Origin of the sequence: Candidatus Leptofilum sp., from assembly GCF_965223525.1 — a bacterium.
GTDB lineage: Bacteria > Chloroflexota > Anaerolineae > Promineifilales > Promineifilaceae > Leptofilum.
Genome location: NZ_OZ245005.1, coordinates 1,186,672 through 1,199,859, shown reverse-complemented (window position 1 = coordinate 1,199,859; position 13,188 = coordinate 1,186,672). Strand labels below are relative to the sequence as shown.

Here is a 13,188-nt window from a genome sequence, read left to right as displayed (position 1 = left end):
AATAATGTTAGGACACTGATGAACACGGATTGATATGGATAAAGAAAGATAAATCTGTGCTCATTTGTGTTAATCTGTGGCTAAATTTTTGTAAGGAGCGCGATGATGGGGACAATGACAAGTGAGGTAATTAAGGGACGGCCATTAAACGGCAAGGCTGACTATTTGCCTTTTGTGAATCCGGCAACGGGTGAACAATTTGGGTCTGTGGTGATGGGCACGGAAGCTGATGTGCAAAATGCGCGCCGTGAGATGGCAACGGCCGCTCGCGCCTGGGCTGCCAAGCCAGTAAAAGAGCGGGTACGCATTGTGCGGCAGCTGCAAACACTGCTGATTGACGAGATGGATGAGATTACGGCCGTTATGAACCAGGATAACGGCAAAAGTCGTCAGGATGCGCTGGCAGAGCTATTCATGACGGTTGATCTGATTAACCAATATTGCAACCGAGCGCCCCGTTGGCTGCGCCGTCGCCGCATTTCGCCAGGGCTGCAAATCTTCAAGCGATGCTATATTGAGCAGCATCCGCATGGGGTGGTGGGGGTTATTGGCCCCTGGAACTACCCGCTGGTGCTCATTTTGCCGCCAGTTATCTCTGCTTTGCTGGCTGGGAACACTGTTTTGGTGAAGCCGTCTGAAGTGACGGCCGCAACGGGCGTGATGATCGAGAAGCTGTTCCAAAAGTTACCAGAGCTAGCTCCGTTTGTGCGCTTTTTGCACGGAGACGGCCGTGTGGGTGCCGCCCTCGTTCAATCCAAGCCAGACCTCATCTTTTTGACTGGTTCAACCAAAACGGGCCGGTTGGTGATGCGCGCCGCTGCCGAAAATATGACCCCCGTGGTATGTGAACTGGGTGGCAAAGACCCAATGATTGTTTTGGAAGATGCGGACATTGAAGCGGCCGCACGCTGGGGCGCATGGGGTGCCTTCTACAACACCGGGCAAACCTGCATGGCAGTAGAACGCATTTACGTCGTTGAATCGGTCTATGATCGTTTTCTGGAGGCATTTTTGGAAGAGACGCGCCAGCTAAAGCAAGGATACAGCCCGGAAATAGACAATCTTAACGACATTGGGCCGCTCACTTTCCAGCGGCAAGTGGACATTATTGAAGACCATGTGGAAGATGCCCTAACAAAAGGCGCACAGATCATTCACGGGGGCAATCGGGATGGCATGTATATGGAGCCTACCGTGATGGTGAATGTGGACCACAGCATGAAAATCATGCGTGAAGAGACGTTTGGCCCTGTGGTGCCCATTATGATGGTAGATGATGAGGTACATGCGATTCAATTAGCCAATGATTCCAATTTGGGATTGAGCGCCTCGGTTTGGAGCCGTGATTTGGCGCGAGGGGAGCGCGTGGCAAAGGAACTGTACGTCGGCTCGGTCAACATCAACGACACGATGTCCCATTTTGCCATTCCGCGCTTGCCGTTTGGTGGGGTGAAGGAGTCTGGCATTGGGCGGACGCATGGCAAGAAGGATTTACTGCAATTTACGCAAACGCGGGCCTATGTGGTGGGCAACCCGCCGCTGCCGTTTGACATTGCTACGATTTTACGCCAGCCAGGGAATTACAAGCTGGGATCGGGCATTATTCATCTGGCATTTGGTACGTCGCCCAAGCAAAAGTTGAAGCCAGTGGTGGAACTCATCGAAGACAAAGAGGTAAAACCAAAAGCGAGAAAGGTAGGTACGGCCGTTGGCTTAACCGCTGCTTTAGGAGCCGCCATCATCGCCTTTGTGCTCCGCACCCGAAAATAGAAATATCATCTAAATCCCTATAATAGCACCAAATTTAGGGATGCCGCGTTTAAAATTGTAGAAAAGCAAGCAAATGGTGGGTTATTTGCTTGCTTTTTTTTTGTTTATCAACTTAGATGGAAAGAAGGGCTGAAAATGCGTCTTTTTTTCTTTCCTATCAGTTTGGCACAATTTTTAGCTGGTAGCAGGGCGGGCTGCTAGGGTGACGTTGACGGTTTGTGGTTGACCGTCCCGCATAATTTGCAGCTGGATGGTTTGCCCCACGATGGTTTGCTGCACCAAGTAGCCCAGCAAATCATCAAATTCCACAATTTCCACGCCGTCTACACCAATAATTACGTCAGGACTGTTGCCACCGCGCAGGCCAGCGGTGGCAGCAGGGCCGCCAGCAATTGCTTCATTAATCAGGATGCCGGTTTGGTCGGCAGGGAGGCCAAGCGCTAGCGCTGCATCTTCTGAAATGAGGCCGCCGGAGATGCCGAGCCAGGGGGTGTCTACACGCCCGTTTGCAATAATCTGCGGCACAATGTTGCTCACAATATTGGCTGGCACCGCGTAACCAATGCCCGACGAGCCGCGCACGGGAGACTCAATAGCCGTGTTTACGCCGATGACCTGGCCATTCAAGTTGAGCAACGGTCCACCGGAGTTGCCTGGGTTGATGGCGGCATCGGTCTGGATGATGTTGGGAATTTGGAAAGGCACGCCGTTGGGGCCCACTGCGCCGGGAAACAGCCGATCTAACGCGGAGATAATTCCGGTGGTCATGCTATTTTGCAGGCCAAATGGACTGCCGATGGCGATAACAATTTGCCCCACCTTCAACGCATCTGAATCGGCTAGCTGCACGGGGGTGATGTCTTGGATTTCGTTAGCATCTACCTGAATCACAGCCAGGTCGGATGATATATCGGTACCGACAATGATGGCGGGGAGTTGACGGCCGTCTTCAAAGTTCACCACAATTTGCCCACCATTTTCCACAACGTGGTTGTTGGTGACAATATGCCCGTTGCCGTCAATCAGAAAGCCAGAACCTTGCCCGCTGCCAATGGCAATGTTGACCACAGCAGGGTTGACGTTTTCATAAATAGACACAAACTGCTGTTCCTGGGCAAAGAGATCGGTGGATGGCGTGATGGGTGGGGAGGTGACGGCCGTTTCTTCCACAATTTCAGGTGCTGCTGGTACAACGGCCGTTTCTGCGACAGGATCACTTTCCTCCAAAATAGTGGTTTCGGGTTCAGCTTCTTCGGTGAGGGTATTGATGGCTTGGGTGACGGGATTAGCCGCCGTTTCTGCACCGCCGCACGCAGCCAGCATTATTGTGAGCAGTACAAAAAATGGGAGCCAAGCATACTTAATAGTGCTTTTTGAGAATTGATGGTTCATTTTGCCTCCAGACAAAGTTGAGAAAAATTTGAAGTAGAAGCAGGAAAGTTGAGAATGTAAGCAAGGAGCGGTTCCCTGCTTCTACAAAAATCAAATCACAGCGGCGAAGGTTCGGGTGCTTGAAGAATCTTCTTGTGATTTGCGAGATAAAGACAGTATGTGGGGAAATTGCAAAAAATGTGTAAAGCGTGGCTGAGTGAGGCATAATAACTGTGTGAGTGGAAGATGAGCTATGATAAATGAAATGTGAGTAGCCGCAGTTTCTTACTGCACTGGAATTAGAATGGCGCAGAAAGAATCCACGGCTACGGTTAAGGATAGAAATGAAAAGAGCAGACGGCCGTTCCCCAAACGAACTACGCCCCATCACCTTTATTCCGCACTTCACCAAAATGGCAGAAGGCTCTGTGCTGGCCAAATTTGGCGAGACGCATGTGTTATGCAATGTGACCATTGACGAGAGCTTGCCGCCCTGGCTGCGAAACCAGCCGGAGCCGCACGGCTGGCTGACGGCCGAATACGCCATGCTGCCCCGCAGCACCCAACAGCGCACCCGTCGCGAAAAACGATGGCCCAAAGGTCGCACGCAGGAAATCTCTCGGCTCATTGGGCGCAGCTTGCGGATGGCGTTGGATTTGTCGCTGCTGGGCGAACGTACCATCACGGTGGATTGTGATGTGCTTCAGGCAGATGGCGGCACGCGCACGACGGCCATTTGCGGTGGCTGGGTAGCGTTGCAGTTGGCACTTAAGCCGCTGATTGAGGCTGGGGAATTGCCAACGACCGTTAACGCTCACCAAATCGCCGCCATCAGCGTGGGAGTGGTAGATGGCGTGCCGCTGCTCGATTTGCCCTACGTGGAAGACGTGGCTGCTGACGTGGACATGAACGTGGTCATGACCGCAGAAAGTTTGTTGGTAGAAGTGCAGGGCACGGGCGAAAAAGCACCATTCAGCCGCACAGAATTTGATCAGCTATTGGCGTTGGCAGAGCGGGGGATTGGGCAAATTACGGCCGTTCAGGAACAAATTGTGAGTAGCTCATAATTTATTCGATAGCATTGTGATTTCGTGTAGCATTCGTGAGAAACGGCCGCTTTTGCCCCAAAATCGGCCAAAAATCGGGGGGAAACGTTGAAAACAGCCACAAAAACCGCTAAACTCAACTGGCTCAAAGCGATTGTAACGATGAAGTGCCCCAACTGTCGGCAGGGGAATGTGTTCCGCAAACCACTGCGAATGCACGCCGATTGCCCGCACTGCGGCATCCATTTTGAGCGGGAAGATGGCTACTTTATGATGGCTGTCTTTGTGGGATATGTGATGAGCTTTTTCATCGCCGTGCCGATTGTGGTGGGGTTGTATTTTTGGGTACGGCCGACGATTTGGGGCTATCTCATTGGGGCAACAATAGCTTTGCTGGTGGCCTCACCTCTCATCTTCCACTACGCCCGCGTTGTGTGGATGTATATTGACCAACTGCTTGACCCGCGACGGGAAGATGAAATGTGAATTGGGGACGGCCGTTTCACCAAATGATGGGGTGGTTTGTCATTGCAGCAAGCCGCATTGTTTGCTATGCGCTGGCAACGCCCAGCCCGCTCATCGCCGTGAGCCGGGCAACCTTTGAGCATCTGACATTACCGCTTCCCGCTACGACATGTTGAGCGTGACGTTAAACATCACTGTGTAGCCGTCAGCCGCTGATTGAAAGGTTGTTCTCAATAGGCGAACGATCGATCAGCTTTTCAACAACAGTTCAAAGGTGCTGACTTGTGTGCGGGGTTCGATTGCGCCATCGAGCATACTTTATGGTCTTAGCCTGCTTGACGTGCGACGTAAACATCATAGAGAACTTGTGCCACCATCACGATAGAAATAAGAGCCACAAAGAGGATGGCATTTGCTCCCGTCGCGGTTAGCCCAATTATGACAATCACAAGAGAACTAAAGAGATGGATGACAGATTGTATATTTTTCTTTGATTCATGATCAAGACCGTAATCAATTAAGGCGAGGGCAAATAAAAACATCACGACGGCGGTTGTGTATAGCAAACGATACGGTTCATAAACAGGGTCTTCAGGATGCTCTAGCGTGGCAGCATAGAGCTTCTTAGCCCCTACCCCAAATGCAACTAGACTTGCCGCAACGAGTGCATGACTGTACATCCAAGCAATTGGCTTCCAAACGGTTTCTTGATTGACAATCTTTTCTTCAGTTTCACCAAAATACAGCCACCAAATCGAATTCAGCACCAGAAAGCCGAAAATGCTAAATACAAATTGTGGCAAACCCAGTGTCGTTCCCTGTGCATCATCTAAAATCTTGACAAATGCCTCACCCAAAACAATGATCGTAAAAATACCAAAACGCTCTGACATATGATGTCGGTCAAAAACCATGTCACGCGCCCATCGTTGAAATTGTGGCAGAAACGGCAAGAAAAACTCAAAGGCAATGCCCGCCAGCCAACCAACCCAATGAATCTCTGCTGGCAAAAAGAGTGAGCCAAGCCAAATCGCCGTGCCTCCCCCAAAACCAATGAGGTAACCATTGCTTAACGCACGACCCTCTTTATCAACTTTTGCGGCACGAACATACATCAAGAAGAGAACAACGCGAGTAACAATATAAGCTAGCGTAAATTGAATATAAAGCTCACCAAACGCTTTGCTAACGCTCAGCCCCATTGCCGCAATCGCAAATATCTGAACAAAAACGAGCAGGCGGTGCTTAATATCATCGACAACAAAGCGGTTTTGATAAAACGTTTCGCCCGTCCATGCCCACCAAACCACAACCGTTAACACTAAGAATTGACCAAAGCCTAGGAGCGTTATGTTATCGCTCAAAAAGTTGCCAATCTGAATAAGTGTGGCTACATAAACAAGATCATAAAAAAGCTCTAGCCAACCGACAGACCGATTTGTGTGACGGTGAAAAACAACGTCTTGAAAATATTTTGGAGGGGTAAAGAGGGGGGATTTTGCCATTGTATAACCTCACATGCTTTTGAAAATTGGCAGGCCATCACCGAGTAAAACAACTGTAGATGTGCCTCAGTGGCTGATTTGCCTTGAAGTCGTGGTGAGCTAATTGCCGAAAACGTGCTCTTACCACAGGAATTAATTATCCTGAGGCGGACAAAACTGACAAGCAATGTGTGTTTTCTTCTGATTTTCCGTGCCCATCGGCGTTTTATGAATCGGCTTTCAAAAGCAATTCAAAGGTGCTGGCTTGTGCGTGGGGTTCAATTGCGCCATCTAGCATATAGCTTGGCTTCACTGCCCCGAAGGCCGCAAAGACATTGGTTTTGTGCAAAATCTCGGCTTGGGTGAAGCCAACTTTGCGTAACAGGTCAATTTGGAAGAGCAGGGGGCGGGGGGAATCCTCGGCAGCGATGTAGGCAAAGACGTGGTCGCGGTACGCTTCGTCTTTTAGCTCGGTGAGGTAACGGCCGTATCGCGCCATCATCATCTGCTCAATTGCCTCGGATGTGTGCGTCACCAAATCAGAAATCCAGATGGAGCCACCTGGTTTAAGCGCTCGATAAAACTTTTGGAAAACGGCCGTCCACTCCGCCTCCTCCCGCAAATGGTGCAGCACCGCCGCCGCCATGATGATGTCAAACTGACTTTCCCCCAGTTCTAGCTCGCGAATGTCTGCCTGGTGGGCGTGGATACGGCCGTTTGTCACCCCCTGCACGCGCTCTTTGGCCCGCGTTAGCATTGGCTGGCTCAGGTCAATGAGCGTCACGTCCCGATTGGGCAGCTTTTGCAGCAGCTTTAGGCTGTAGTTGCCCGCGCCGCAGCCCACGTCTAAAAAGTGGGTGGCATTGGGGTTGATTACGGCCGCTGCGCTGGTGATCAGTTCCATGGCCAGTGGCGCATCCACCGTAGAGGATTGCCCCGTTTCCAAATTAGAAAATCGCGCCACGTCGGCATCAAACCGCTGCCGAATTTGTGCTACCGTTGATTTTTGGTGAATTGCCTTTGCTTTCATCAGGAGGAATCCTTTTTTGGTTTTTAGTTGCTGGCAAGTCGTACAGGCAACTAGCCACCAGCCATTAATCCCTGTCTCCGGTAATCTATCCCACGAATTTTTCTCCAATTTTGTGCTATTTTGCAAGAATGAACCAATTAATTGACTGGATCGGCCGCCAATCGAACCAGATGGGCTTGCTTGTGGGGCTTCTGGGGCTGCCAATCTCATTTTTGGGTAGAGATTACAATTTAGGGCGCGAATTGGCCGATCCGCTGCCCGTTGTGCTGGGCGTGAGCCAAGCAGTGCGCGGCGGCTTTCTTTACCTGAATTGGCGCGGCATCGTGTGGCACCTTGCCTTTATTGTGTTCTTATTGGTGCTGTTAGTGGGGATTATTCGGCTGCGGCTACCCAAAACGCGCTGGGCAGAGCTGGACTATCGGGCGGCAGCGCAGGTTGCTGTGGTTTTGAATGTGGGCCTTGTGGCGTTGCTGGAAATAGATGCGTTTGTTGTGGCGCTTTGGTATTCGATGGCGGGTTTGGTTAGCGTGTTGCTGACCAGGCTCTTGGCAGGGAGCGTTGCCAAAGTTATGAGCCGGTGAGGGGGTGACATGAAACAATCACGGTTTGTGATTAGCCCACGTCACCCTCCCACCGGCTCCTGAAGAGGGTTTTGTGTAAAAACCAAAAAGAATTTTAAACAAAATGAGCGCGTAATTGGTTTTTACTTGAGCAAATCACAGAGAAATTACCTTTCGTTATTCAAACTGATTTCTGTGATTTGCATGAAGCGGAAAACTAAATCATGAACGGCCGTTCAACAGTGCACCAGCCCCCAACAATATCAGAACCAGGGGCCAGAACAAGTTCCAGCTAATGCTGAACAGGAAGAATGACCCCACCATGCCCAGCAAGATGCCGCCAAACAGTGAGCCGCGTGTTTCATGGGTCAAACGGCCGTCTGCCTGGTACCGTTGCCACACCTCATTCAGCTTGAGAATAGCCGGGATGAAAATAAACAGCGCCCACCAATTTTGAATGTACCAACCGGTAAACTGGCTCAGCAAAAATATGGTACCAATGCCAATGAGAATGAGCCCGCCGGTGATGTTGCCACGGTGCTCCCGCACGCTGCGAGGTTGATTTTCAGCTTCCATTGCCTCTTTTTCTGCATCTTTCAAACTTTCAATTGTGTCAGACATCTGTTTTACCTCCGCTTGATGACCACTATACGGAGGCAGCGTAGCAAAGTTTCAGAAAGAAGATTGGCCACAGAGAACATAGAGATTTAAGAGGTATTTCTCTTTTTCCTCTGTACCCTCTGTGGCAAAATGTTTTATTTGGGTTGGATGGTGCCGGGGACAATGAAATCGGCCGTTTTGATGGTGGAGTGTTCGGCCAGCAGTTGGTGAATTTCTGCCAAATGTTCATCGGTGAGCTGATTTTGCGCGTCTTGCTTGAGGGTGGTGCGGGCCAGGCTGGAGCCTTGCTGCGAATCTCGCTCAAATGCTTTCACGCCCAGCGCGAGACGTTCTGGCGTGGTGGGCAAGCCACAATATTCAAACAGCGTTTCCACGATGTGCTGTGGTTCGGCAATCATATCCTCGTAGCGCACAGCGCACATGGGCACGCCTGCTGCATCCATCTCCAAATATTTTTGCATGCCAGACAGCCACGCCAGCATCGAAAATTCCACTTTTGATAACTCTCCGCTGGTGGCGCGATCAGCGTATTGGCTGAGCAGCGGCACAAATTGGGTGCGGACGCGCAGATTGGCGGGGTCTAGCACCTCGTTGCCTGCTTCCACCGTTCTAAAGGCGCGGGCAATGGAGCGGGCGCGGTCTTCGGCGTTGCGGTAGAGGAAGATGTGCTTGGATTGGGGGGCAACGCGGTGCAGCAGATCGATCATCACGGTGGAGAAGCTGCGGAATTTGATGGCATACATCTTGGGGGCAATTTGATTGGTGGGGCGGCACTGCACCTGGAGGACGGCGTCCAGCAATTTTGCCATTTGGTCTTCGTTACGGCCGTTTGGCTCGCGCCGCTTCACAATTTCGGTAAAGGCTTCTGGTTCACTCAGGCTCAACACATCGGGCAGGTTGTTGAAGACGGTGCTGAGCAGGGTAGAGCCGCAGCGGCCTACGGAGTGGATGAGGATGAGCTGCTTGTCGGGCTGGCGCACCATGTCGGCCAGTTTAAAGAAGCTTCTGTAGCTCATGCTGTAGAGTCGGATCGCTTCGTCGTACTGGGCCTGGTAGAGAAACGGCCGTTCCGATAAATCAATCTCAGGCGGCGTCTCTACAAAAATAACTTCCTGGTTGAAATGGTTGAGCGCATACAGACTGATGTTTGGCTTTTGGGCGATGGTTTTTAGGGACACCGTGCCGCCAGGGGTCACGTCAAAATCGCGGAGGCTTACAAAGCCGGTGGGATTATTCCGTACTTTCTGGTTGATGGTGAGGACGCGAGCGTTGGTTACAAATTTGCGTAGAAGTTTTTGCATAACGGTTCACAAAAAGCCTGACAACTTCACATAAAGCTGTCAGGCTTGATCAGTAAATTAGTAATTGTCTGTATTGTGGTGCAAAATTCTAACGGCTGGCCTTAAACCGCCCAACGGCGGTGCTTGACCAACATGCAAGCGTCCTGCACCACATCCAGGCCAGCGGCGCGCGCTTTGGCAGCGGCTGGTTCATTGGCAATACCTAGCTGCATCCAGACGGCTTTGGCTCCAATCGCAATCGCCTCATCCACAAATGGCGGCACGTTTTCGCTGCGTTGGAAGATGAGCACCAGGTCTACTGGTTCATCAACGGCAGAAAGGGTCGGGACGGCCGTTTCGCCCAAACCTTCACTCAAAAATGGATTCACCGGAATGATGCGGTAACCATGTTCCTTTAGGTAAGCCGACACATAGTAGCCTGCTTTTGCTGGCTTGGATGAGAAGCCAACCACGGCAATCGTTTTGGTTTCAGCTAGAATTTTTTCAAAGGGTTGATTTTTCATGCTTTCCTCAGATGGTTTGATGGTTACGATATGTACCCTCGTTTGTTCATTCATGGCATAATTGAGAGCATTGTTGCCTGATTTTACCGTAAATTGATACTAGTCTACCAGCTCATTGGACGAAAATTTTATGAAAAAATTCTGGCTATCATTACTGTACTTAATAATTTTTGTCGCGTGTTCTTCGCCTGATTCTCAGACATCAAAAACAAATCATGATGAAACCTTTTTTCTGATTTCTTTGCCAAAAGAGTCCTGGGAACCCCATTTTCCTGACTTGGCAGGCGACGTAAACATTTTCCAAACAAATTTGGATGGCTCAATTTTGCAACCAATTGTCACTGGATTTAGTGGATACAATTATGTAATGGATTTATCCCCAAATGGAGATAAGTTTCTGTTTGCCTCCTTTGAGGATCCTCCAAATACCAATCCAGAAATTGTAGGAAATCTACTTGTTTTTGATTTGGAAACATCAAACTTCGTCAAACTATCAGAAACTTATCCGTTAAATTATGCGCTGGTATCTGATAGTGCACTTTGGTTATCCAATGATGAAATTGCTTATATTTCCAATTCAGATAGAGGCAGACTTATTCATACTATTCAAGCTGATGGCAATGGCGATCAAAGCTGGCCTGCTTTGAATCAAATTGAGCATCTTCCACCATTATTTTTACACGCATTTCAAGAGAATAAAGTGCTTTACTGGCAAAATGGGCAATTTGATGAGGAGGGAGTAGCAATCTCCATGTTTCCCATAAGTGCTGAATTTGATGATGACAACTTTACAAACCCTATACGTTTACAAACATTAGATAACAGCACATTAATTTGGGCAGTTGCTCCAACCGGAAATTTAATTGCTTGGGGGAAGGAAATTGTTACAAGCAAGATCGAGCTTGTCGCCCGACTGGATTTAGAATTTGAGCCAAAGACTTTTTTTTGGTCTCCAAATGGTGACCGGCTTTTAATTCATACCTGTGCTGACAAAGGTTGCTCAGGTTTAACAAAATATTATCTTTGGCAGCAAAATCCTGATTTATCTTCCCAGAGAACAATCAATTCATTTGGGAATCTTCAAGAATTGCCAATAAATTTTAATGTAAGGTGGGCTATTTGGTCGCCAAGCCAAGCTGAGATTTTGTTACTAATTGAAGAAGGAGTAGAAGCAAAGAATTATTCGCTTCAAATGTTAAATCTTAGTACTTTGCAGCGCAGATCCGTGCTTGAAGGGATTGAAATCGAACCAGCCGTTTTGCCAATTTATGTTCATTCTATTCAATGGCTAGACACCGAAGTGGATAATTGAAAATGGGGTGAGTTTTGACGATAAATATTGGCAGCCAGAGCATGATTGCCCCCTTGCAGACGGTGTTGGTAAAACGGCCGTCCACCGCTTTTGGCAACGCCGATCCTGAAAAGTGGCATTATACGGAACGGCCGTCCTTGCCGGAAGCACAAGACGAACACGATGCTTTTGTGAACCTGCTGCGGGCGGAGGGAATTGAGGTGGTTTACCACGATGTTGAGCTGCCTGACCACGCTGATGCCATCTTTGTACACGACCCATCCATCGTCACCAACGACGGGGCGATTATTCTGCAAATGGGGAAGGAATTGCGACGGGGGGAAGAAGGGGCGAGTACGGCCGTTTACCAAAAACTCGGCATTCCCATCCATTACCAGCTACATGGTGAGGCGCGGGCAGAGGGTGGTGATTTGCTCTGGCTAGATGAGAAGACGCTGGTGGTGGGGCAGGGTTTCCGTACCAACGCCGCCGGGCTGGCGCAACTGCGTCAGGCTGTCCCTACCGACGTAGAAATCGTCCCCGTGCCGCTGCCATATTATCAGGGGGAAGCCGCCTGCCTGCATTTGATGTCGTTCATCAGCGTGGTGGATGTGGATGTGGCCGTTGTTTACCTGCCGCTGATGCCAGTGCCATTTTACCAACTGCTCAAGGCGCGTGGCTTTAGGCTGGTTGAAGTGCCAGATGAAGAGTTTTTGACGATGGGACCTAACGTTTTGGCACTTTCGCCTGGGAATTGCGTGATGCTGGAACGCAATCCTATCACCCGGCAGCGGCTGGAGGCAGCGGGTTGCCGCGTGCAAACCTACCGTGGTGACGAAATCTCGCTCAAGGCCGAAGGCGGAGCCACCTGCCTGACCCGGCCAATTTTTAGGAGCTAGCCACGGGGGCCACAGAGAAGTAAGAGATTAGGAGAGGAAACGGCCGTTTCCCCTCTTTTTCCTCTGTGTACGCTGTGGCAAAGGTTACAGTTCCAAATTCAGAATGATGTCGCGCTGGCCGGTTTGGATGGTGTTGCCGGCAGTGTCTTCGCCTGGGTTGAGGGTGATGATGAGCGGATCAGGTTGGCCGCTGTTGTCTGCGGCAAAGTAAAACTGGCTGGTGATGAGTGTTTCGCCGTCCAGCTTCACCTTGAAATGGATGTGGCGCGGGCGCGGTTCGTACTCGCCAGGCAAAATTGTGCGGAAGCTGTAACGGCCGTTTTCGTCCGTCACCGCTTCCCCATAAAACTGAAAATTCCTGTCCCGCTGGTCGGTGCTGGGGTCGTTGGGGTGCAGATACGCGCCGCTGGCATCGGTTTGCCAAATTTCGATGGTGGCGTTGGGGATGGGACGGCCGTTTCTGTCATACAATGCGCCACCAAACTCAACGATCTCGCCTGCTGGCTCACCTGCTGCGCCGTCCAGCACCGTCAGATCGTTGTCCCGGTCGGCTGGTTTTTCCACAGTGTAGTAGGGGCCTTCCTGCTGGGATGGTGTGGTGTAGGTGACTTCGATTTGGCCGTCTTCGGTGATGGTTGGTGGGTTGGAAACGGCCGTTTCCGACGGCTCCTCTGTGGCACCACAGGCCACAAGCCCCGAGACCAAAACGGCCAGCACTGCCCAGGTAAAAATGCGCCAATATTTCATTTTGTTGCCTCCACTGTTCAATTTTCCCATTTTCACCGTGACCGTTCAGTCCCAGAGGTGACAGTCACTTCAAAATGGCTTGGATTTTGCCATCACCTCT

General features: G+C 50.3%; 14 protein-coding genes. 7 read left to right on the top strand and 7 right to left on the bottom strand.

The genetic code is table 11. The features are described from left to right. The first annotated feature begins 114 nt into the window (after positions 1-114). Positions 115-1,770 carry an aldehyde dehydrogenase family protein gene (locus ACOQPM_RS22200; RefSeq protein WP_420630581.1) on the top strand — a complete coding sequence of 552 codons (1,656 nt, stop codon included), beginning with the start codon at positions 115-117 and terminating at the stop codon, positions 1,768-1,770. A gap of 174 nt (positions 1,771-1,944) precedes the next feature. On the opposite strand, the gene ACOQPM_RS22195 is transcribed toward ACOQPM_RS22200, so the two are convergent. Beyond that, a complete protein-coding gene (locus tag ACOQPM_RS22195; protein WP_420630580.1) occupies positions 1,945-3,162 on the bottom strand; it encodes a S1C family serine protease in 1,218 nt (405 codons plus the stop codon). A 323-nt stretch (positions 3,163-3,485) separates the two neighbouring features. On the opposite strand from ACOQPM_RS22195, the gene rph reads away from it, so the two are divergent. From rph to ACOQPM_RS22180, 3 genes are all read left to right on the top strand, one after another. Continuing rightward, the gene (gene rph, locus ACOQPM_RS22190) at positions 3,486-4,208 is read left to right on the top strand and encodes a ribonuclease PH (RefSeq protein WP_420630579.1); all 723 of its coding nucleotides are present in this window, start codon (positions 3,486-3,488) and stop codon (positions 4,206-4,208) included. An 87-nt stretch (positions 4,209-4,295) separates the two neighbouring features. Beyond that, positions 4,296-4,673, top strand: coding sequence for a DUF983 domain-containing protein (locus ACOQPM_RS22185; protein ID WP_420630578.1), 378 nt, complete (start codon positions 4,296-4,298; stop codon positions 4,671-4,673). After that, positions 4,670-4,828: a hypothetical protein gene (locus tag ACOQPM_RS22180; RefSeq protein ID WP_420630577.1), complete on the top strand. Its 159-nt coding sequence runs from the start codon at positions 4,670-4,672 to the stop codon at positions 4,826-4,828. Before ACOQPM_RS22185 ends, ACOQPM_RS22180 begins: the two co-directional genes overlap by 4 nt. Positions 4,829-4,978: 150 nt before the next feature. On the opposite strand, the gene ACOQPM_RS22175 is transcribed toward ACOQPM_RS22180, so the two are convergent. After that, a complete protein-coding gene (locus tag ACOQPM_RS22175) occupies positions 4,979-6,157 on the bottom strand; it encodes a low temperature requirement protein A (protein WP_420630576.1) in 1,179 nt (392 codons plus the stop codon). Positions 6,158-6,362: 205 nt separating this feature from the next. After that, on the bottom strand, positions 6,363-7,166 hold the full coding sequence (locus ACOQPM_RS22170; protein ID WP_420630575.1) for a class I SAM-dependent methyltransferase: 804 nt from the start codon (positions 7,164-7,166) through the stop codon (positions 6,363-6,365). A gap of 128 nt (positions 7,167-7,294) precedes the next feature. Between ACOQPM_RS22170 and ACOQPM_RS22165 the strand changes: the two genes are divergently transcribed. Continuing rightward, positions 7,295-7,747 (top strand): hypothetical protein, encoded by a 453-nt coding sequence (locus tag ACOQPM_RS22165; protein ID WP_420630574.1) that lies wholly within the window; start codon positions 7,295-7,297, stop codon positions 7,745-7,747. A 201-nt stretch (positions 7,748-7,948) separates the two neighbouring features. Here ACOQPM_RS22165 and ACOQPM_RS22160 read toward each other — a convergent pair whose 3' ends face one another. From ACOQPM_RS22160 to ACOQPM_RS22150, 3 genes are all read right to left on the bottom strand, one after another. Continuing rightward, positions 7,949-8,347 carry a LiaF transmembrane domain-containing protein gene (locus tag ACOQPM_RS22160; protein ID WP_420630573.1) on the bottom strand — a complete coding sequence of 133 codons (399 nt, stop codon included), beginning with the start codon at positions 8,345-8,347 and terminating at the stop codon, positions 7,949-7,951. Between the two features lie 134 nt (positions 8,348-8,481). Next, positions 8,482-9,648: a sulfotransferase family protein gene (locus ACOQPM_RS22155; RefSeq protein ID WP_420630572.1), complete on the bottom strand. Its 1,167-nt coding sequence runs from the start codon at positions 9,646-9,648 to the stop codon at positions 8,482-8,484. Between the two features lie 101 nt (positions 9,649-9,749). After that, the gene (locus tag ACOQPM_RS22150; RefSeq protein WP_420630571.1) at positions 9,750-10,151 is read right to left on the bottom strand and encodes a CoA-binding protein; all 402 of its coding nucleotides are present in this window, start codon (positions 10,149-10,151) and stop codon (positions 9,750-9,752) included. 130 nt (positions 10,152-10,281) lie between these two features. On the opposite strand from ACOQPM_RS22150, the gene ACOQPM_RS22145 reads away from it, so the two are divergent. Both ACOQPM_RS22145 and ACOQPM_RS22140 read left to right on the top strand, forming a co-directional pair. Further along, positions 10,282-11,463, top strand: a complete 1,182-nt coding sequence (locus ACOQPM_RS22145; RefSeq protein ID WP_420630570.1) for a hypothetical protein — start codon at positions 10,282-10,284, stop codon at positions 11,461-11,463. Between the two features lie 14 nt (positions 11,464-11,477). Then, entirely contained in the window at positions 11,478-12,341 is an 864-nt protein-coding gene (locus ACOQPM_RS22140; RefSeq protein ID WP_420630569.1) for a dimethylarginine dimethylaminohydrolase family protein, read from the top strand. Between the two features lie 84 nt (positions 12,342-12,425). On the opposite strand, the gene ACOQPM_RS22135 is transcribed toward ACOQPM_RS22140, so the two are convergent. After that, positions 12,426-13,088 carry a hypothetical protein gene (locus ACOQPM_RS22135; protein WP_420630568.1) on the bottom strand — a complete coding sequence of 221 codons (663 nt, stop codon included), beginning with the start codon at positions 13,086-13,088 and terminating at the stop codon, positions 12,426-12,428. Positions 13,089-13,188: the final 100 nt, after the last annotated feature.